The sequence below is a fragment of the Microbulbifer elongatus genome (assembly GCF_020524885.1).
Taxonomy (GTDB): domain Bacteria; phylum Pseudomonadota; class Gammaproteobacteria; order Pseudomonadales; family Cellvibrionaceae; genus Microbulbifer; species Microbulbifer elongatus_A.
On record NZ_JAIVKJ010000005.1, the window covers coordinates 34213 to 53750 of the forward strand.

A 19538-nucleotide genomic window follows, 5' to 3' on the forward strand; every position below is an offset into this window, starting at 1 on the left:
CCAGAAATGACAGCTTAGGATTTTGCCTTCGGCGGACGACCGCGACGCGCGGGAGCCTTCTTGGCGGCAGCGGACTTGGCCGGACGACCAGGCTTTTTCTTGGCTGCAGCAGACTTGGCTGGGCGGCCCGGCTTCTTCGCTGCAGTTTTAGCGGCAGCTTTCTTGGCTGGGCGGCCTGGCTTCTTCTTGGCACCAGCTTTCGCCTTAGCCTTAGCTTTGGCAGTAGCCTTTTTGGCTTTTTCAGCAGCCTTTTTCTTTGCAGCAGCGGCTTTTTGCTTCTCAGCAGCGGCTTTTTTCTTGGCAGCAGCGGCAGCCTTCTTCTTGGCAGCAGCGGCTTTTTTCTTGGCAGCGGCAGCGGCTTTCTTGGCAGCAGCGGCAGCTTTCTTCTTGTCCGCAGCGGCCTTCTTCTTGGCAGCAGCAGCAGCTTTCTTCTTGGCAGCAGCGGCCTTCTTCTTCTCAGCAGCAGCCAGCTTCTTGGTGATGGCGGCTTCTTCTTTGGCTACGGCTTTGGCTACTTTAGTGGCCAGCGCGTTGTCGGAGCTGATTGCGGACAGCTTGGCTTTGGCGTCGGTAGCAGCGGCTTTGGCGGCAGCAGCGGCTTTCTTGGCAGCGCTAGCGGCGGTTTGAGCAGCTTTCAGTTGCTTCTGCTGAGCGGCAGATTTCTTTTTCGCGCGGGCGGCTTTTACCTTGGCGGCGGCAGCCTGTGCTTTTTTGGCAGCTTTGTCAGCTTCTTTGGAAGCCTTGTCAGCTTCCTTTTTAGCGGCGTCTTCCTGAGAGCTGCGAGCTTTTTCAAGCTGACCTTTCAGAGAGGCGAGCTCCGCTTCTAATTTCGCTACGGCGCTCACTTTGCTGGCAGTGGCTTTTTTACGTGCGGCCATAAAATATCCCTGTATCTAAATTTAGTATTTAGGTGTTATTTTGGATGAGTGGAATTCATCGCGCTAATTGCAGCTCATTTATATACTTGAATGCAAGTGTTTTAAGGGTGTTTTTACTCTCTTATGAATAAAATTAAGGTTTTTTTTACATTTATCGCGTTTTTCTGGTTGTTGCTTTGTGGTTTTGCGGCGATTTACGCGATTGCGAGTGGCGATGGAAGTAATTCTCCGCTTGCCTGGTGTGGGTTGTTAATTAATGCCTGGGCACTGCCGATATGGATGCTGGTGCGCTATCTGAATCCACAAAAACTTAGCGGTGACTTGCGCGAGTCGGGTGCTTTTTTCGGTGTGCTGATTGGATTGGCTATCAGTCTACTGACAGATAGTGAGCGCGGATTGCCGGTTTACCTCGCAATCTGCAATCTTTTCGTGGTCCTCGTTTATCTGCATCACCTGAGTGCGGTGGGGCATCCTGAAATGCCGGCTTTGGATGAGGTCTTTCCACCATTAGAGATTTTGGGTGGCGAAAACTGGCGGGCGAGGGCCCTCCGCCACAATAGAGGTCTGAAAAGTCTCGGGGAAGGTGTTGAAGAGGATTGTCAGGAGGGGCACCGAGAAAAGGGGATCGAAAAGGGCCTGAGTGGTGTACTCGTAATATTTCTGCGCGGGAGCTATTGCGCAGACAGTCGAAGACAAGTGTGTGAGTTGCGCGAGCTGATTCCGGAGTTAACGCGCCGTAATATCGGGGTGGTCCTGTTAAGTGCGCAGCCGGCAAGTAAATGGTCTGCTTTCCTTGTCGATGGGTTTCAGGTCCTGCAGCTGGATGTCACCGGGATGAGCAGCGCACGGTTTGTCGCGCCTTCTGCGGCTCCGATTATTTTGCGCCCCTGGCTGCGAGATGCAGCGCGGCCCAGTGCCTGGTTACTGGATGGTGAAGGCTATGTGTTGTGGCGAGAGCTGGCTGTGAACTACCGGGTTCTTGCTGGTGTGGAATTGTTGCGCAGCCAATTGTTTCGCGTTGAGGAATGACCTAAGGCTCAATGCGGAGGGACTCACAGAGGCGTAGCGGATTGCCGTTACGCCTCTTTTATATCTGTCTATGTCAGGGCGGTATTGTGACGAGGAGTAACCGGTCTAATTATGCCCCATTTACAAAGGGCCGTAGGGCAGGTAGCGGTTGTCAGTATGCTGTCGAATCCACAGCAGTTGTTCGCGCTGCAGCGGTGATCTGCGTTGACGCAGGGATTTGGCCAGCGGTATCACGGGAGATTCGGCGCCACCCTGCCATTCCGGCAATTGCATTTCTGCCAGGGTAAAGAAACGGATGAGCGCCCACACCTGGGTGTCATCCCAGTGAGAAGCTTCTTCCAGCCACTGGGGTGCGGGCACACCGGCTAACCAGTTGGCCGCCTGTATCTCCGGGTCGAGGGATGTCAGATCCGGCGCCGCGACTTCGGACTCGCTTTCGCCCTCCGTATTGCTCAGCGCATCGATGATCCGTCGCAGCAGGGCGCGGTCAATCTCTGTGCGCGACTGGTCGTTGGAGGCTTGGTTTTCTGGTTCCCAGGCGCCGACACTCATAATTACTCCTATATAGGCAGGCATGCGAATTGATGGCCCGGATTATACCGACCTCTGCCCCGCACTCTACCTCATGATCGCACTGCGATTATTGGGTGGCGGGCGCGAGTCTTGGTGTCACCATCGCCGCCCGGATGGATGAAGGGCGTGGAATTTAGCATAATCCTCGAGAGTCCCCGTTGGGGCCCGCTTTCAGGGGGCAATAAACAAGGGGTACTGTGAATTTGACCAATTTTTGCCTGGGGGCCACGTGGATTACATTGACCAGCCGATTGCCGCGCAAAAGCGTATTGCCCTGGTGGCGCATGACAACCGCAAGACAGCGTTGATTGAGTGGTGCCGCAAGCACCGCGCTATTCTCGAACAGCATCAGTTGCTGGGTACTGGCACCACCGGCAGCAAAATAGAAGCGGCTACCGGTATGTCGGTAGAGCAATTGTTCAGTGGTCCCATGGGTGGTGACCAGCAATTGGGCGCGAAGATTTGTCAGGGCGAGGTGGATATCCTGATCTTCTTCTGGGATCCGTTCGAGCCCATGCCTCACGACCCGGATGTGAAAGCCCTGTTGCGCATCGCCGCGGTGTGGAATATCCCGGTCGCGTGTAATGCCAGCAGTGCCGATATGATGATCCATTCAGAGCTGATGACGCGGAGTTTTCCCCGGGAAGTACCTGACTATCAGGGCTATCTGGCAGCGCGAAAAGGTGAATTAGCTGTATAATTTGTGACCTTCTGCTAGGAGGGCGCCCGCTAACCTATTGATTTTAAAGGGGTATATGCGGCGCGCGAACGTTGCACTTGCATTGATGGCAATTTCCCGGCAATCTTCCCCCCCTGATTAGACCGGTGTGACCGGCGAATTCGAATTAGAAAACAGTACGGTGTTTTATGAGTAGACGACGCGGTAAGGCCGTAGAAGAAGAAAAGGCCGATATTGACCTGACGCCCATGCTGGACGTTGTGTTTATCATGCTGATCTTCTTTATCGTGACGGCATCCTTCGTAAAAGAGAAGGCGCTGGACGTGAACGTGCCGGATCCGGATCAGACTGAACAGACTCCGCCGGACCCCGATAAGCAGAATATCCTGATTACAGTGAACTCTGCTGACGAGATCTGGATGGGTCAGAACCGCATTGATAGCCGTGCCGTTCGTGCCCGTATCGCACAGATGTTTGCGGAAAACCCGCAGGCCATCGTGATTGTGCGCGCGCACAACAAATCCAGCGCGGACACCTATGTGACCATTGCCGATGCGGCAAAAGAGGTGAACCCGAACATTCAGGTTTCCCTGGTACCATTCGAGAAGGAATAACTTCCTACTGAATTGGTCGAAAGCACAAAAAAAGCCAGCATCTGCTGGCTTTTTTTGTGTCTGGAGATCGGCGCCGCAACGTCAGAATTCCGAGCGGATGTGCCACAGATCCGGAAACACTGGCTTGAATAGCGTGCTCTGCAGGTAACCTACGCCGCTGGAGCCGCCGGTGCCCATCTTGTGGCCAATGGTCCGCTCCACCATCTTCACATGCCGGTAGCGCCATTGCTGCAGGGAGGTATCGATATCTACCAACGCCTCACAGATATCGCTTACCAGTGGGTCATTCCGGTAGACATCAATCAGTACCTTCTGTACTGCGGTCGATGGCTCTGCCGTCTGGCTGAAATCCCGCTGCAGTACAGAGGCCGGGATGTCGTGGCCTTCGTGGGCGAGGAATTGCAGGAACGCATCCCACAGGGTAGGAGCCTGCAGGCGCTTTTGCAGAAGCAGATAGTGATCCGAGCCAGGCTCGTAATTTTCCAGTTTCTTCGCGTCCTTGGCGCCGTACAGAAACTCCAGCTCGCGGAACTGGAAAGACTGGAAGCCGCTGGCGGTGGACAGACGGTCGCGGAAGGACATGAACTCCAGTGGCGTCAGGGTTTCCAGGATGTCCACTTGCTGGATCAGAGTGCGGTAGATGGCGTCCACCCGCTTGAGGGTGTGCAGGGCGCGGTTGCGCTCTCCCGCATTGAACAGTCGCACCAGAAAATCCAGTTCGTGCAGTAACTGCTTGAACCAGAGCTCATAGCTCTGGTGGATAACGATAAACAGCAGTTCATCGTGTTCCGGCCCCTCAGAGAGCGGCTGCTGACACTTCAGCAGGTCGTCTACCTTGAGGTAGGAACTGTATGTCACGGTCATGCTGGGTACTTCCCTTATTTTTGCCTGCGACTGAAATACCTGTACCGGTTTCCGCAGGGATATGAATCTGAAATTGCGTAGAATCGCCATTCTGTGGCCGCATTATAAGGTCTTGGGTGGCGCGGTTGGAAAATTCCATTTAGCCAGGGCGGTTCAGAATCCGTTACCCAAACTGGTCGAATTGGACCTCGTGCCTGCAGGGGGAGTGGCTACACTAGTGACGTATCCGCTGTGACCGCAACCCGTCTTCGTGGTCATGAGCCTTCTTGCCAGCGCAAACGTTAGCGCAAAACCCTGTGGTAACCACACAAAACGCGGAGTCCGCTATGCAGAGTACATGTGCAGAAATTCAGGCCCAGGTATCCGACCGGGTACTGGAAATCACCATCAATCGGCCTGAGCGCAAGAATGCTCTTACTATGGCTATGTACTCGGCGATGGCAGAGCTCCTGAACAGCGCTGCCACCGACCCGGGGGTGCGCGTGGTGATCCTCACCGGTACCGGCGAAGTATTTACCAGCGGCAATGACCTGGGGGATTTCCTCGGTGGTTCCGCCGATGGTGAAGAGTCCCCGGTATTCCAGTTCATGTCTGCGTTATACAACTTCCCCAAGCCCATCGTGGCTGCCGTTAGCGGCCCGGCGGTGGGGATCGGCACCACGATGCTGCTGCACTGTGACCTGTCGATCGCCGATGACGACGCGATGTTCCAGATGCCATTTGTGAACCTGGGTTTGTGCCCGGAGTATGGCTCCAGTTTCCTACTGCCCCGGATCATGGGACACGCGAAAGCCTCTGAGTTGCTGTTGCTGGGGAAAAAATTCGATGCGCAGACCGCAGCGGATGTGAATATCTGCAACGAAGTGGTTTACTCCGGCGAGGCTCTGGGACGGGCGCGGGAATATGCCCGGGAGCTGGTCAAGAAAGCGCCTGAGGCACTGCGACTGACCAAAAAGCTGCTGCGCCAGGGCACCCATGAGACCGGCCTTGCGGTAATCCGCGAAGAGGCCGGTCACTTCCAAGCCCGGTTGCAGTCGGAGGAGTTTCGCGAGGCCGCCACCGCGTTTATGGAGAAGCGGCCGGCGGATTTTTCCAAGTTTGACTAGCTCTCTTCGCGAGAGATTGTGCTGACCAGTGGGCATCTGCGAGTTTCGCTTACGGCAGTATCTATCGTGAAAGAGCAAAAGGCCGCCTCAGGGCGGCCTTGTTGTTTGCAACTGCCGCGTGCTCGTTAAGCCTTTTTAGCCCTTTAGGGCTAAGGTGGCAGCTGACAGCCTGAACTTTTTGTGAATGCTGTGATGTTCCGTGACAAAAAGGCATATGAATATCGTATCGTGAGCCGGTACACTTTAACGGTGTACAGACCACCGGTTGGCTACGCGCCCCGGATTCCCCGCCGGACAGTATTCAAAAGATAAGCTCCAATAATTGGGCGGGCTCAAAATTCGCGCAGTGCTTCTGCGGCAACCTGGCTTTCAGGATCATGATTACAGCTTCTCGCTTTTCACTGACAATCTTCCCATCGAATTTGGTATCGCTACTGACGCGTATCGCAGTGCTGGCAATACTGGTGCTGACCTCTGCAATTGCCGGGGCTGCCGACCACTCCGCTGCGAGGCCGATCGAGATTGGTTCAGTGGAAGACGGGAGCCTGCGCACCGGACAAAGTGCGGTATGGCACGATCCATCGGGGAATGCCGGACTGGATGCTGCGCGCCAGGCACTCGCAAACCGGGCGTTTCAACCTCTTGAGAGTGCCGGATCCACCGGGCTGAAGAAGGGGAGTCACTGGTCGCATTTCGCTCTTCATAATAGCGCTGCGAGCGCGGTCACCCTGAATCTGGAATACGTAGATCACCAGCTGATCCGGCTGCAGGCATATGCTCGTCGCGCAGGAGTATCCGAGGGGTTCGGGGAAATTGCACAGCTGGCGATGGACGATGCGTTTTCGGCGCGTCCCGTATTCCATAACCGGTTTGTAGTGCCGGTGACCCTTGAGGCCGGAGAAACACTGGAATTGCTGGTCCGCTTTGACTCGCAAGAGGCGGGTTTTGTTTTTCCCTCTATGCGTATTTGGACCCCGGAGCAGTTGAGCAAGTCGCACACTGGTGAAACTGCCACCCTGGCATTTCTGTTTGGCGGCATTGCACTAATCTCCCTGTTTGCGCTTATTGTTGGATTGACCACCGGCGAGTCCAGCTTTTTCGCGTATTTCATCTACGGTATTTCGAAAATCGTTGCCTGGGGCACCATTTTGGGGTTCACCCACCAGTATGTACTGCGGGGGGAATTTCACTGGCATTACATGTCAGCTGCCGGTGCACTCAGTATCCTCTGCGGGCTGATATTCGATAGGCAGTTCCTGCAGACCCGCAAGTACACGCCCAGGCTCGACTACGTTCTGATATTGATGATGTGCAATGCCGGAGTCTTGTTGATCAGTGCCCTGTTGCAGATCAAGACCCTGGCCCTGCTGAGTATCACCTTCGCACTGCTGATGTATCCTGCTGCCACCTTTATCGCGCTGGTGCGCTGGCGCCAGGGCTCCAGTGAAGCCATGGTATTTGCGTTGGGCTGGACACTGTTGTTGTGTGGGCTTTTTTACCAGGCACTGCGGGATTTGGGATATGTGGAGCACAACCTCGTCAATTATTACCTGCCTCCACTCAGCTCGTTTATCGAGATGGTGACGATTATGGCCGCGATGGGAATCAAGCTACGGCGGGTGCGCCTGCAGGGGCTTGAATCCGAGCGTCAGTACCGCCGGCACCTTGAAGAGTCCAAAGTTAAACTGGAAGGCCTGGTGCGAGCTCGTACCGAAGAGCTGGAACTTGCCAAGCAGAAGGCAGAACAGGAGGCTCGCACCGATCCGCTCACGGGGATTCGCAACCGCCGCAGCTTTCTGCAAGAAGCCGGATTGTGTATCAAGCGTGCCCAGCGCAAGGGCGAGCCGGTCAGCCTGTTGATGTTTGATATCGATCACTTCAAGGCCATCAACGACAACCATGGCCACGGGGTTGGTGATGAAGCCCTGCGCCAATTCAGCCAGACAATTCAGACAAAAATTCGGGAAACCGACGTGTTTGGTCGCCTGGGCGGTGAGGAATTCGCTCTGCTGCTGACGGAAACCAAGCCCGACTCCCTGCATACCGCAGAGCGGTTGCGCGACAATATTGCCCATATTCGCCTCGAGTGCGCTGCTGGCCAGGTCAAGTTTACCTCCAGCATCGGGGTTGCCCACGGTGCGCCGGGAGACTTGGTCGAACAACTGTTGCGCCAGGCAGATCAGGCCCTGTATCGGGCCAAGAAGCTGGGGCGGAATATCGTGGTTGAATATACCGGTTCAGATCACACTGAACATGGTGTTGAGAGGCCGCAGGCCCAGATCGAGCTGGTAGAAAACACAGACCCGGAGCCCGCCTGATCAGTCATTGGTTAGGGTTTTTGAAGCGGGAGCCGCTTTGTAGATGTATTCGCGCGCTTTGTCTGGCTGATCGGTAAATACACCGTCTACTTTCACTTCCTTCACAAACAGTGCGAGAAGCTTCTCGAAGCTGCCGATGGAGCCGGGTACCTGCTGCGGGTCGGCGCGAAAGGTATAGGGGTGCACCTTCAGGCCTAAAGCCTGAGCGCTTGCAGTCAGTGTATTTGGGGTGAACGCACTACCGGTGGATGCCTTTTCGATCAGCATGGGGAACCACGGGCCGACGCCCTCGGCGTAACCCGCAATTTTCTTCAGTCCCTCGGCAGTGCGCATCCAGCGATAGTCGTACTTCTCCCAGGTATCATTCTTCTGGGTAAGCTTCTCTCCCCAATCATTTTCCGCGATTAGCTGTACCAGGGGCAGGTCGATATTCAGCTCCGGCATCAGTTCGTCATTGATACGCTGCAACTCCTCCGCATCAAAACTCTGCAGAAATACCTTCTGCTGCGCCGAGGTGTACCCGTAGCGCTTTAGGGTCTCCAGCACCGCCCGCGAAATATCCTTGCCTTCGGCGCGATGGAAATAGGGTTTTTTTATTTCCGGGTAGATGCCGGTGTCGTAGCCCAGGGACTGGTTCAGCCCCTGTATCAGCTCCAGTTCCTCCGCAAAGGTGGCCAGCTCAAAACGGGATTTCCAGAGCGGGAATCGTCCGGTGTACTTGGGGGCATTGCGCCCCAGCGCAGGCACAAATGGACCTGTGACCCGTAGCTGCTTGAGCTCCTTCAGGGTGAAATCAATGGTGTAGAAATGTCCGTCTTTCCGCGCCCTTTGGGGGAACTTGCTCGCGACATCGGTGATGTTATCCAGGTAAATATCGTGCATTACGATCAGGTGATCGTCTTTACTCAGTACCAGATCCTGCTCGATATAATCTGCCTTCATACCGTAGGCCAACGCCTTTGCTTCCAGGGTGTGTTCCGGCAGATATCCGGAAGCACCGCGGTGCGCAATCACGATGGGGGTATTTTCTGTTCTGGCGAAAACCTGGCCAGACGCAAGGGCGACTGAAACTACTAAAAACAGGCGCAGCAAGGTGCGGAGGGTGGTTTGCTTGGGGCGCATGGCAACTTGTTACTTGATGAAGTTGCCTAAACATACCGCGAGTCAGCGGATGGTAAAACTACCGAATTGTTACAGAGATAGCTTGATAGCGGGCAGGGGCACTTGAGAGCGCCTACCCGCTAGCTGGTTTGTTGCCTCACCACCGTCATCAAGTTGTCACTGCAATATCCATCACTGGACTATCTTGATCCACTCACCCGGCTTGGGTTCACCGCGGGGATAGTAGCCATTCAGCAGGCGGAGCTGCTCCTCCGCATACTCGCCAATCTCCATATGCCGCGCCAGCGATGAAAAGGTGGTTTTGTCATTGGCCTGAACGTATTTCACCCTTTTGATATCCGGTTTCACGATATCGGTTTTTCGCAGCGGGCGGAAACTGCGGATACTGGTTAAAAACATATTGTCGTATTCGGTGGCCGCCTCAGTGTCCGCAGGCTTCTCGCTCACGCGGCCTTCGAGGATATACTGGCGGCTACCATAGAACAGCACCGCAACCCGCTCCGGTAGATTCTCGCCACTGACCGGTAACTTGCCCGTATGGCCTTCAAGGCGATACTGGCTTAACGCCTCGTCCTGCTCCAGGCTGCGCACATCGTAGACACCACGCAGTGCCATATCCGCAGGCTGGTTTCCATCCCGCTTGTCGACGCGAATCGTCAGGGTTGCCGATTTGTCTGGCGCCGTTCCCACAATCGCCGAGCGCTGGTTTTCTACCGTCCAGCCCTCGGGGAACAGTAGTGAGAAACCGAGGCTCTTATGATTGAAGCGGTTCTTTTCACTTTCCTGGGCATTCTGCCCGTAAACAATACCCTCGGTTTTCTCCCGGTAATATTCCACCTTGGTAATTTTCTTGTCCTCGGGCAGCTCGCCCGCAGCGGTTACCGCTTCCCGCAGCCGCACATCATTGCGTGGGTGGGAGGAAAAGACACCATGGTAAGTCTGCTGTTTCTTGCCTTCCACCCGCGCGCGGCGGCGGGCGAAGGTTTCCTGATCTTTCAGCAGCGCGATTACATTGATCATCGATTGGGGGTCGTAGCCCGCGTTGTACATGTACTGGGCGCCGAACCGGTCAGCCTCTAGTTCCATATCCCGGCCATAGCCTTTTACCGCCGCGGTACTCCAAAGGTTTGTCACATCACCTACAACACCGCTGCCGGTGACCAGTACAGAAAGCACCGAAGCGACCCCAGCGCCGGTAGCCGCGGTTTTCTGACGTACCGCGTGGCGAGCGGTAATGTGGCCCACTTCGTGTGCCAGTACCGCGGCCATTTCTGCCTCTGATTGCAGATAAGTCAGCAGGCCACGATTGATATATACGTAGCCACCGGGGAGGGCAAAGGCATTGATATCCTGACTGTCGATGATGGTGAAATGGTAGGTCAGGTCGGGTCTGTCGCTAGCCTTGGCGACCTTTTGCCCCACATGTTCGACATAGGCCGTGAGTATCGGATCGTTATAGATCGGCGTGCTGGCAACCAGTTTCTCGTGCATTTCCCGACCGATCTTGATTTCCTTTTCCTCCGACATCAGCACCAGGTCGGGCCGGTTGGTTGCCGGGTTGAAGGCGCAGCCAGCGGCTGTAGCCAGCAGGATGGCAGCCAGTAGTTTGTTGAGTGTGTGCATCTGGGTCTCCTGTCATTATTTTGGTGAGGCAGGGCCGCCGCGTTAGCGGCTGGCGGACTGGGGCGGCAACAGGAATTCCTGCAGCTGCGCCGCCATGCCTTTGCAGGCGTTGTTCTGCACGCGCGCGATGAGCGGGATGGGTACCACGATTGCGGGCATATACGATGTTCCCTGGGCGTCCGCACTGATCTTTCCGGACAGCTCCTGGTCGCGAAAGTCCCACACCGAGGCCTCGTAATCGGACTCCTTGTCCCAGGTGCCAAAGCCGAAACAGCCGGCACCGGCAGTGCCAATGGAGCAGCCAATAGAACCGGCGCTGGAGGTGGTCTCGGTAGAACCGTCGATCCATACAATGTATTTCACACCGTACTTCTCCATGCGGTCACGCACGTCGGGTATGTCCATCAGTTTGTCGAGGGACTTGATGTGCATGGGGGCGGTGCGTGGTTCGAACCAGGGATACATCGCATCCACGAACTGTTGTTCTGGAATCACATTTACCCCGGCGCTGGGGTTGTGCAGCGTTTTACCTACACAGTCGATCAGGTCTGGCTCGGTCTCATAATCACTGGAGTGACGGCGACCGAGAATTACCACCGAGTCGCCGAGTGCGAGCTCGCCGGTACTGCGCCGGTATTCGTCGATAACCACCGTCGTGCAGCCACTGGAAAGCAGCGCCAGCACAGAAACGGAAAAAAATGCGCTCAGGAATTTCACCGGTACATCCTCCTTGCGTTTTTCGCGTGCGTATTACGCGAATGGAACTTCCAATATCCTTTGGAAATTATTCGTTGTCGCCCGGTTGCTTCATGCTCAGGGCGCGCTCTTTGCTGGCGATAAACGCCTGTAATTCTGGTACTCGCTCAAATCCCGTGTACAGGGTGGCGCCGGCATCGCGCAATGCCACATTGATCGCCTGGGCGAGAGCCGCCTCCTGGGATTTCAGGAATGCGGTTGGGGTTTTTCCGTAGGCGGTAATTACCCACTCTGCGACGGAATCACCCTGCTGGTTGTAGGCGTGCATGTCGTACTTGATCCACACCTCGAAGATATTCACCCGGGTTTCCCGGGGCATGGTGAACTGCAGTTCACGGACTTCCGGAACAATCACCAGGTCCACCCCCTGCGGGAGATTGGAGGGATACTGTGCAAGGTTTACGGTTTCCTTGAACATGGACCCGAGTACGGTCTCAAACAGGTTTTTCTGTGCACGACCAGTATTGATGTTCCACTCTTCGCGGTCGTCCCGATTCTCGCTGTAGGTGAACTGGCGGAAGTCGTCACTGAGATAAACGCCCACGGTTAACGGGTGGGGGCTACCCACAGGCGCGGGAAATTCACCATCCACAGAGACGGTATGGGAGCAAGCCGCGAGCAGGCTCACGGTTGCCACCAGGGTGAAGTATCTGATCGCGCCAAATCCATTTAACAGGCGATTCATGGTTTGCTCCCGGGTTTTTCTCAACCCAATTTCATCTCTGGTTGTTTCCGTATCGTGTTCCGTCAGCGGAAGTCGTTGAGGCCGACAAAAGTCCCGCCGTTGCGGTAAGTGAGCTCACGCATCAGCGCGGCGAAGCGCAGGCCTGTGGTCTGCAGGTGCAGCGGACGCGAGAACTGGATCGGGAAACCGATCGCGTGGATACGGACCATCCGTTGGTCCTCTCCGCGCTGCGCATTAACCCTATCCACCGCCATCATCACATTGCGGATGGACTTGCCGGTAAATTCATCACCGAGTACGTAGATACTGATCTTCTTGTCGGGGTCGTAAAAGGTACGCACCGCCTTCTGGATACCTTCAACCGGGCTCGAATTACTGAAAGGGTTCCAGGAGCGCAGGCGGTCGAGTACCGCCTTGCGTCGCCCGGGGGTGTCAGGAATCCAGCGGTTGCGATAGTTGGAGAACATGTAGTCCCCCATATCGTTCATCACCTGGATGCCTTTTACATTCGGGTAGAGATTCAGAGTGTTGACCATTTCATCGATCATGCGGTCCCAGCCGTAATTGAACATACTGCCGGAGGTGTCGATGATGAACAGGATGTATTCGCTGTCTACGGGGATACCGCCGATCACGTTGTTCTTACGCTGGTAGTTTTCTCCCAGCAGCCGTTTCATTTCATCGGTCATGCTCTGCAGAGCGATTGTCAGCTCACCCTTGAGCTTGCCCTCTTCGGTTTCGCCTTCGGTCTTGCGCGCGTACTGCGCCTGCAGGGTTTCCAGCTCACCCTTCAAAATGGCGATGCGCTTGGTCTCGATATCCAGCTGCTCTTTTTTTGCGTTGAGATCCCGATTCAGCACCGAGGTTTCGCCGCGTATTTCTGCCAGCTGCTCCTGTAGTTCCTGTACCTGCCCGTCGAGATCCAGCTCGGCTTCTTCGAGTACGATCGGTTCTACGGTTTTGGCAATCATCAGCAGCAGGACGATGGCGCCAAAGCCGCAGCAGATCACGTCGAGAAACGAGATGCTGAACTCTTCCTGTTGCCGTTTGTTGCGTCTGCTCATGGCCAGTCCTTAGAAGGTGCGAGGAAAGAACCCTGGGTTTCCATGGCCAGCTTCCAGTATTCGCTGGCGGCGAAGGGGTCGCCTTCCATGGGGGCCAGGACCACATTCACCGGTATGCTCTTGGGCAGGGCATCCACTGCCTTGCGGAACAACTTCAAGCGGTCTTTTCCGGAAATCGTATTGCCGCGTGGTACTTTCATTCCCTGGGTGGGGAGGCCGTCGGTAATCAGAATGATGTTGTCCGGAAGCGGCGACATACTGTTGACTGCGTTGAATATTCGCTCAAGGCTGGTGCCGTTTTCCGGCACTATGGTATCCAGTGCCTTGATGGCTTCGTCCATCTGGTCGCGATCGTCCACATTCAGCCAGCGGTCTTCGGTGCCGACGATGGCGGCGCGGAAGCCGGTATTGAAAGTGTAGATCTGGTACTGGCTGTCTTGAGGGAACTGCGACACAAGCCAGGACACCGTCTGTTTAGCCCGCCGCCATTTTTCCGTGTCCCGCTTTACCGCATCGGACATATTGCGTGTGCGGATCACCTTGATCAGCTCGTCACCGAGCATACTTGCGGAGGAGTCCAGTAGAATCAGGATGCGATCACCGCCAAGGCGCAGACCGGTGAGATATTGCCGGTCGCCGTCGCCGACAAACTTGCGCACATTGTTGCCGAGCTTTTTGTTTTCCTCTTCCAGCTGCTTCTTGGCCTGTTCCAGCTTCTTGAGCTTTTCCTGCAGGCGCGCGATATCCATTTCGTCCGTGGTACTGTCGACCTCGGCGATATTGCCCTTCACTTCCTCTATCTGTTCCATGATGCGCCTGGCCAACCCCTGGGCGGTGGCCAGTTCGTCGCTGGTGGTGTCCAGAGTATTGCGGGCCAGTACCAGATGCTCCTGACCGAACTGGACTTCTTCCTCCAGCAGGTTCACCTCTGCGGCCAGGTCCTGGTTTTCAGCTTCAATGTCGTGATCAGAGCCATGCTTGATGATCAGAAAGATCAACGCCACGGCGCCGAAACCACAGGACATGATGTCCAGGAACGACAGGCTGAAGGCGGAGAACCGCCGATTTTTACGCGCCATAGTGCTCCACACTGATCGCAGTAATTACGTCATCAAAATTTGCCGCGCCGATTCGATCACCCGCGGTGAGATTGACCGGGGCAGAAATTTCTTCGCCATTGAGCATCAACTGTGCACCTGCATCCACGCGCAGAGCGAGGCGACCGGCGTGATTGGTGACGGTGGCAGCGGGATGCGTGGGCGGCGTGGGTGTCACATTGAGCTTTCCTTCCTGCCAGCTCACAAACAGGGGCTGCTGCGCTGCCAGGGCGCGATGACCGTAGAGCAGGTGCGTGGCTCCCGCCTCGGCTGCGGCGTTGACTTGCACCGCCACTTCGGTTGCCGGCGCTGCGCTCAGCGCAGTGATCAGGCGGAGGTTATCGCTCTCACTGTGGATTTCTTGCCAGTGTTTTTCCGCGGCCTGGGCTACGGCATTGTGGGGTAGCAGGTGGATCCGTTCTGCCAGTTGTGCGCCACCTGGAATCTCTGCCCAGCGGTGGGAGACGAAAACCACACTGTTGGCTTCGCCAAGGTTTTCGATCATTGCACGCACACGCGACAAAATGGGGGTGCTGGCATCCTGTAGTTGTCGCAAGCTGACTTTGGCGGTGCGGTCGTCCAGTTCTGCCATGACTTCACCCTGGCGCATAGCGCGGGCAATCCACTGGGGCAGCATGTCGTAAAGTTGCTGCTCAGCTTCGGCGGAATGCAATGGGTCAAAGCGGCACTGCATGATGAATGCATCAGTGAAAATGCGTGCCCACGCCTCCTGGAAGTGTTGCAGGCCGGCGTCGGTCACAGTCTCGGCGATATCCAGCTCTGCCTGCTCGTGTACTGCGACTCGACTGACCAGGGTCTGATGCCGGTGCAGTTCGATATGCAGGTGTACTCCGCGCGGTGCGCAGCTGCTGATACAGGCCGTAGCCGCATCGATCAGGGTGACTGCGTTGAACGCGCTTTCCTTGATCACGCCGAGCAATAGCGCCAGCTGTTCGCGGGTGAAATTTCCGGGCACTGCTAGGGCGACTTCGTCCGGCAGATCGCACAGCTCGGCAATGTGCTTGAGATGACAAAATGCGAGGTCTGCATGGTGGCGACACCCGGTATTCTCGGATTTAACCGATTCCAGGCTGAGCCTGCGCCAGAATTGATGATTGACTTGAGTGGGGTGGCTGCGCGCACGCATCAGTGCGGCGGTCCCGGTGACAATTTCGTGATTATTGACGATGGCAACGCCCGGGCTTTCCAACACTTCGTTGTTGCCATCAAAAACGCGCAAGCCACAATCGTTGATATCCAGTACACCTTTGCTCATGGGAGCTCCTGTTTTCCCTGGTATGGGCAGCCACTTCCCTGGCTGCCGAACCTAATACTCCAATTTCTCGAATCCGTAGACCTAGCTGACTTTCAGGAAGCGCAGCAGGTTGTTGTCGCAGTAATTCTGCGTGTCCAGTACCAGGCGTTCCTGCATCAGCTGTAGCTGATGCGTGAAAAACATGATCACGATGCTGATCACTAGTGCGATAAAGGTGGAGTTGAAGGCAACACCCAAGCTGACTGTTACCCCGGCGATATCGCCCTCTACCGCGCGATGGGCCTGGGCCAACGCCTCACCGATACCGCGTACCGTGCCGATAAACCCGATAGATGGGATCGCCCAGGTGATATAGCGAACCATAGCGAGCTCAGAATCCAGCCGGTCGCCTTCGGTCTCGCATACCTCTTTCACGGAATTGGAAACTGCGGCGACATTGCGTGTAGAGCCGAAGCGCTGAAGTGCGGTGAGCAATGCACGGGGAAGCAGGAAGCCCCGCTCTTCCTCTGGCAGCGCCTGAATGGGCCGTGATAGGTCTCTGGCATCCTCCGGCAGGATCGGCGTGCCCTCGCTCACATTGAGCAGCGCCTGATTTAGTAGTTTGCGTTCGCGCATGCTGCGTCGGGCTTTTAGTCCCATGATGGCCATGGCCCAAAGCATCAACACAAAACAGGCTTCCTGCTCGTAGTCGCGCATGACGATGTAAATCGATCGCTGTTGTACATAGGTCTCTCCGGCTTCTTCCCGCGCCATTTGTTCGGCAATCAATGCATCGGCATTGGGCCGAATAATTGCCACATAGATGGCGTGTACCAGGATGACGGCCCCGAGCAGGGCAAACAGCTGGAAGACAAAATCTGAAGACTTGAATTTCATGGGATTTCCCGCTTTTTTGTGGGGCCATTCCGTTGGCTATCGGCCCGGGTATTGCTCTTGCTGTGTCCGCTGAATCCTCTGGCGCTGACGTCAGATATCCACCGGGTAGGAGACCGAAAGGTCCTCCGAGATTTCTTCTGAGGCCTCGTAACTGTCTGCACTCTGTGCGCTTTGTGCCTTGATTCTGGGTGCCTTGGCGCTGGTGGTTTTTGTGGCAGCTGCCTTAGCGGGTTTTGCGGCTTCCTGAGTACTGACTTTCTGCTGGCTCGTGTCTTGTGTGGCTGCGGTCGCTTTTTGCGTGTCTGTATCCGACTCGTCGGTGGACTGCGCTGCAGTCGAAAGTGCGATGCCAGACAGCAGGAAGAAGCACAGCGCCTGGGCGCCGATGTTGCTGAAAGCTGTTTTGTGTTTCATACCTCGGCCTCTTCACTTATCGCGTTGTTGTATCAAGAGAATCAGTTCAACCAGCGGGCGACACGAAAGCCGATATCGTCTCGCGCTTCTGCACCGTAATCCCGGTAGGAAAGGCGCAGTTCGGTCAGGCCTGCGTGCTTCCAGCTGGAGCCTCGCACCACGTGGTAATCGCCTTCCTGTGGCCCCACCGGGTTTTCTTCCCGTTTCAGTGAGAGCCCGGTACCAATGGTGTAGAGATCGTGAATCCACTCGGAAACATTGCCCCCCATATCAAACAGGCCGATATGGTTGGCGCCGAAGCTGCCCACCGGTGCAGTGGCTGCGTAGCGATCGTTGTAGGTACGCAGTACGGCGGGGACTATCTGTCCGGCACTGCTGTCGGCATAGTTGCCGGAATCCTTGCCTACAGGCAGCGAATTGCCCCAGGGGAACTTGCGCATGGCACCGCGCTCGAAGCGGGCCGCCCAGGCCCACTCGGCTTCAGTGGGCATGCGGTAGCCATTCGCACTCGCGTCGAAGCCGACTACCCGACCGCGTTCACTGCGGTATACCTCTTTGAGACCGTCGCGTGCGCTTAACCAGTTGCAGAAAAGTGCAGCGTCATTCCAGCTGATGTTCACCACCGGAAGGCTGTCGTTATCCAGGCTGACTCCGTTCGCGTGGCTGGAGCTGTGCATGCGCTGGTAGCGGCGAAATTCGCGGTTCGTTACTTCAGTGGTGCCGATATAGAAGGGGCGGGTGAGGGCAATTTTGCGCAGCACCTCGTTGGCGCGGCGGCCTTGCTCGCGTCGGGAAGAGCCCATGGTGAACTGCGCATTGGGCCGCATCAGCAGCATCTTGCCACCGGCACCGTGGGTGATTTGCGCAGGCACATCGCTCCAGCGAGCCTGCTCCCCTGTGAGTAACACCGCACGCACCGATTGCTTCAGTTTGCTCGAGGGAACGATGGTCGTGGAGTAATCCTCGTACCCGGATTTACGTACCGTGATCGTATGGCTACGGGTAGGCAGGGTGAACGTTTGTCCGGCGGTGCCCGCCAGTTTACCGTCAATAAATACCTGGGCTTCCGGCGGGCTGCTGGTGATGGATACTTTGCCGTATACAGCGCTCAGCTCCACCGTCATATCGCGCATATCGCCAGCGCGCACATCCACGGTACGTTCCACTGTGCTGTAACCGTCGAGGAAGAAGCGCAACTCGTGTCGATTGTTGGAAGCCAGCTCAAGGTCCATTGGTGCCTGACCGCGATACTCACCGTTTACGGTGATGCTTGCCCCGGGCGGATTGCTGACCACCCTCAGGGTGCCGTCGGCGGCGTTAAGGTCCACAGTCGCCAGGGTCTGGTCGACACCAGCAGTGACCGGTACGGGAATCTGAGCGGTCTTGTGATCGGGTAGTGAGATGTCTACCAGGCGATCCCCCTGCACCAGCTCGGCCGTGAGTGGGGTAGTGCCGAGGATTTGTCCTTCCACGCTGACGGTGGCGCCGGCAGGGTTACTGGTGATATGCACATTTGCCCAGGCTGGGCGGAGTTTGGCGGATAGGGTCTGGGTGTTATCCAGACCTTCAATTTCAATTTCCTTGCTAAATGGCAGATAGCGCTCGGTGAGAATGGTAATACGCTTGCGACCAGCGGGAATGGACGGGGCCAGGCCATCGGTGCTGTCGACTTCTGCACCGTTGACGAGAACGCGGACAGGTACTTGCGGGTCGGTCACCACTTGCAGGTGACCGGGCAGGCGCTGAAGTTTAATGGCGTGGCGGCTGTTGCTGTCGCTGCTCACTTCCACTTCGCCGCTCTGCGGCAGGTAACCGGTAGCACTGACGGTGTAGCTGTAGTGACCGGGTATTACCAGGTGACCGTCCCCCAGCGGAAGCGCCAGACCGCTGACCGATACGTCGGCGTCGGCGGGCTGTGTTTCGAAAATCAGCGAGCGGGCTACTAGCAGATACACCAGCATCAAGGCGCCCAGCAGCAGGCAAACGGCGACGGCAATGGCTTTGGGGGACAGCAGCAGTTTGTTGCCACCAGTGGCTACCGGGGCCGGAGTGAATCCGATCGGTTGAATGACCGATGCATCTTCATTTGCCGGTTCGCTGTCGCGAACGGGTACCGCTTCCTTGGCTGTCATTTATGATTTCCTGTTACTGCGTACTTATTGGTTTTTACGTAGCTGAAATCTCTGCCACCGGGCATTGCCCTTTGCACCGATTTGCTGCCCGGCCCGGGCTGGTGCTGGTAACAAACTAGCAGAGACAAAGCCGCGCATTTCAGCTTAGCCCGCTCTCGCGCTTGCGGCCTGAGGACTTCGGTTTTTGGCGTGGCTTTCTCCGTTTTACCGATACCAGGACGACAATTTCGTCGATTGCCCGCCGCGAAGTGATTCGGGCGCGAAGGCGTGAATTTCGGTTGAAGAAAGTGGGCGGGCAGTCAGAAAATCTGCGAAGCCCGCGGGCAGTACTTCCTAAAAAACAACACCAAAAACAGCTACGTAAAAATCTCGCTGTTTCACATCCATGTGATCTGAATGCCGTGCAGTTTTTGATCTGTCCGCGAGGCAAGG

General features: G+C 56.2%; 18 protein-coding genes. 5 read left to right on the forward strand and 13 right to left on the reverse strand.

Annotated elements, in window-relative coordinates:
* Positions 1-14: 14 nt before the first annotated feature.
* Entirely contained in the window at positions 15-878 is an 864-nt protein-coding gene (locus tag LC059_RS15770; protein WP_226704834.1) for a hypothetical protein, read from the reverse strand.
* 123 nt (positions 879-1001) lie between these two features.
* Here LC059_RS15770 and LC059_RS15775 point away from each other — a divergent pair, with 123 nt between their 5' ends.
* Positions 1002-1907 carry a hypothetical protein gene (locus tag LC059_RS15775; protein WP_226704835.1) on the forward strand — a complete coding sequence of 302 codons (906 nt, stop codon included), beginning with the start codon at positions 1002-1004 and terminating at the stop codon, positions 1905-1907.
* Between the two features lie 120 nt (positions 1908-2027).
* Here the strand turns inward: LC059_RS15775 and LC059_RS15780 are convergent, their stop codons facing one another.
* Positions 2028-2459, reverse strand: a complete 432-nt coding sequence (locus tag LC059_RS15780) for a hypothetical protein (RefSeq protein WP_226704836.1) — start codon at positions 2457-2459, stop codon at positions 2028-2030.
* Between the two features lie 250 nt (positions 2460-2709).
* Between LC059_RS15780 and LC059_RS15785 the strand changes: the two genes are divergently transcribed.
* A complete protein-coding gene (locus LC059_RS15785) occupies positions 2710-3180 on the forward strand; it encodes a methylglyoxal synthase (RefSeq protein ID WP_226704837.1) in 471 nt (156 codons plus the stop codon).
* A 167-nt stretch (positions 3181-3347) separates the two neighbouring features.
* Entirely contained in the window at positions 3348-3773 is a 426-nt protein-coding gene (locus tag LC059_RS15790; RefSeq protein ID WP_226704838.1) for an ExbD/TolR family protein, read from the forward strand.
* Between the two features lie 81 nt (positions 3774-3854).
* Here the strand turns inward: LC059_RS15790 and LC059_RS15795 are convergent, their stop codons facing one another.
* Positions 3855-4637, reverse strand: coding sequence for a tryptophan 2,3-dioxygenase (locus LC059_RS15795; protein ID WP_264189668.1), 783 nt, complete (start codon positions 4635-4637; stop codon positions 3855-3857).
* A 326-nt stretch (positions 4638-4963) separates the two neighbouring features.
* Between LC059_RS15795 and LC059_RS15800 the strand changes: the two genes are divergently transcribed.
* Both LC059_RS15800 and LC059_RS15805 read left to right on the forward strand, forming a co-directional pair.
* Positions 4964-5743 carry an enoyl-CoA hydratase gene (locus LC059_RS15800; RefSeq protein WP_226704840.1) on the forward strand — a complete coding sequence of 260 codons (780 nt, stop codon included), beginning with the start codon at positions 4964-4966 and terminating at the stop codon, positions 5741-5743.
* A gap of 377 nt (positions 5744-6120) precedes the next feature.
* The gene (locus LC059_RS15805; protein WP_226704841.1) at positions 6121-8061 is read left to right on the forward strand and encodes a diguanylate cyclase; all 1941 of its coding nucleotides are present in this window, start codon (positions 6121-6123) and stop codon (positions 8059-8061) included.
* Here LC059_RS15805 and glpQ read toward each other — a convergent pair whose 3' ends face one another.
* The 10 genes from glpQ to LC059_RS15855 all read right to left on the reverse strand — a co-directional run bounded on the left by glpQ (position 8062) and on the right by LC059_RS15855 (position 19106).
* Positions 8062-9183 carry a glycerophosphodiester phosphodiesterase gene (gene glpQ / locus LC059_RS15810; RefSeq protein WP_226704842.1) on the reverse strand — a complete coding sequence of 374 codons (1122 nt, stop codon included), beginning with the start codon at positions 9181-9183 and terminating at the stop codon, positions 8062-8064.
* 171 nt (positions 9184-9354) lie between these two features.
* Complete coding sequence (locus LC059_RS15815; protein ID WP_226704843.1) at positions 9355-10806, reverse strand: M48 family metalloprotease; 1452 nt, start codon at positions 10804-10806, stop codon at positions 9355-9357.
* Positions 10807-10848: 42 nt separating this feature from the next.
* Complete coding sequence (locus tag LC059_RS15820) at positions 10849-11523, reverse strand: hypothetical protein (protein ID WP_226704844.1); 675 nt, start codon at positions 11521-11523, stop codon at positions 10849-10851.
* A 67-nt stretch (positions 11524-11590) separates the two neighbouring features.
* On the reverse strand, positions 11591-12247 hold the full coding sequence (locus LC059_RS15825) for a hypothetical protein (RefSeq protein ID WP_226704845.1): 657 nt from the start codon (positions 12245-12247) through the stop codon (positions 11591-11593).
* 62 nt (positions 12248-12309) lie between these two features.
* A complete protein-coding gene (locus LC059_RS15830) occupies positions 12310-13311 on the reverse strand; it encodes a VWA domain-containing protein (protein ID WP_226704846.1) in 1002 nt (333 codons plus the stop codon).
* Positions 13308-14390: a vWA domain-containing protein gene (locus LC059_RS15835; protein ID WP_226704847.1), complete on the reverse strand. Its 1083-nt coding sequence runs from the start codon at positions 14388-14390 to the stop codon at positions 13308-13310. Before LC059_RS15835 ends, LC059_RS15830 begins: the two co-directional genes overlap by 4 nt.
* Positions 14380-15684: a hypothetical protein gene (locus LC059_RS15840; RefSeq protein WP_226704848.1), complete on the reverse strand. Its 1305-nt coding sequence runs from the start codon at positions 15682-15684 to the stop codon at positions 14380-14382. The genes LC059_RS15835 and LC059_RS15840 overlap by 11 nt, the downstream gene beginning before the upstream one ends.
* An 81-nt stretch (positions 15685-15765) precedes the next feature.
* Positions 15766-16560, reverse strand: coding sequence for a MotA/TolQ/ExbB proton channel family protein (locus LC059_RS15845; RefSeq protein WP_226704849.1), 795 nt, complete (start codon positions 16558-16560; stop codon positions 15766-15768).
* 90 nt (positions 16561-16650) lie between these two features.
* On the reverse strand, positions 16651-16974 hold the full coding sequence (locus LC059_RS15850; protein WP_226704850.1) for a hypothetical protein: 324 nt from the start codon (positions 16972-16974) through the stop codon (positions 16651-16653).
* A gap of 41 nt (positions 16975-17015) precedes the next feature.
* A complete protein-coding gene (locus LC059_RS15855; protein WP_226704851.1) occupies positions 17016-19106 on the reverse strand; it encodes a PEGA domain-containing protein in 2091 nt (696 codons plus the stop codon).
* Positions 19107-19538 lie beyond the last annotated feature (432 nt).

What these genes read in the sequence shown, in the direction of transcription:
- LC059_RS15795 (WP_264189668.1), bottom strand. Translation starts at nt 4,637, where the DNA reads ATGACCGTGACATACAGTTCCTACCTCAAGGTAGACGACCTGCTGAAG.
- LC059_RS15815 (WP_226704843.1), bottom strand. Translation starts at nt 10,806, where the DNA reads ATGCACACACTCAACAAACTACTGGCTGCCATCCTGCTGGCTACAGCC.
- glpQ (WP_226704842.1), bottom strand. Translation starts at nt 9,183, where the DNA reads ATGCGCCCCAAGCAAACCACCCTCCGCACCTTGCTGCGCCTGTTTTTA.
- LC059_RS15840 (WP_226704848.1), bottom strand. Translation starts at nt 15,684, where the DNA reads ATGAGCAAAGGTGTACTGGATATCAACGATTGTGGCTTGCGCGTTTTT.
- LC059_RS15770 (WP_226704834.1), bottom strand. Translation starts at nt 878, where the DNA reads ATGGCCGCACGTAAAAAAGCCACTGCCAGCAAAGTGAGCGCCGTAGCG.
- LC059_RS15850 (WP_226704850.1), bottom strand. Translation starts at nt 16,974, where the DNA reads ATGAAACACAAAACAGCTTTCAGCAACATCGGCGCCCAGGCGCTGTGC.
- LC059_RS15855 (WP_226704851.1), bottom strand. Translation starts at nt 19,106, where the DNA reads ATGACAGCCAAGGAAGCGGTACCCGTTCGCGACAGCGAACCGGCAAAT.
- LC059_RS15835 (WP_226704847.1), bottom strand. Translation starts at nt 14,390, where the DNA reads ATGGCGCGTAAAAATCGGCGGTTCTCCGCCTTCAGCCTGTCGTTCCTG.
- LC059_RS15780 (WP_226704836.1), bottom strand. Translation starts at nt 2,459, where the DNA reads ATGAGTGTCGGCGCCTGGGAACCAGAAAACCAAGCCTCCAACGACCAG.
- LC059_RS15775 (WP_226704835.1), top strand. Translation starts at nt 1,002, where the DNA reads ATGAATAAAATTAAGGTTTTTTTTACATTTATCGCGTTTTTCTGGTTG.
- LC059_RS15830 (WP_226704846.1), bottom strand. Translation starts at nt 13,311, where the DNA reads ATGAGCAGACGCAACAAACGGCAACAGGAAGAGTTCAGCATCTCGTTT.
- LC059_RS15805 (WP_226704841.1), top strand. Translation starts at nt 6,121, where the DNA reads ATGATTACAGCTTCTCGCTTTTCACTGACAATCTTCCCATCGAATTTG.
- LC059_RS15800 (WP_226704840.1), top strand. Translation starts at nt 4,964, where the DNA reads ATGCAGAGTACATGTGCAGAAATTCAGGCCCAGGTATCCGACCGGGTA.
- LC059_RS15845 (WP_226704849.1), bottom strand. Translation starts at nt 16,560, where the DNA reads ATGAAATTCAAGTCTTCAGATTTTGTCTTCCAGCTGTTTGCCCTGCTC.
- LC059_RS15825 (WP_226704845.1), bottom strand. Translation starts at nt 12,247, where the DNA reads ATGAATCGCCTGTTAAATGGATTTGGCGCGATCAGATACTTCACCCTG.
- LC059_RS15790 (WP_226704838.1), top strand. Translation starts at nt 3,348, where the DNA reads ATGAGTAGACGACGCGGTAAGGCCGTAGAAGAAGAAAAGGCCGATATT.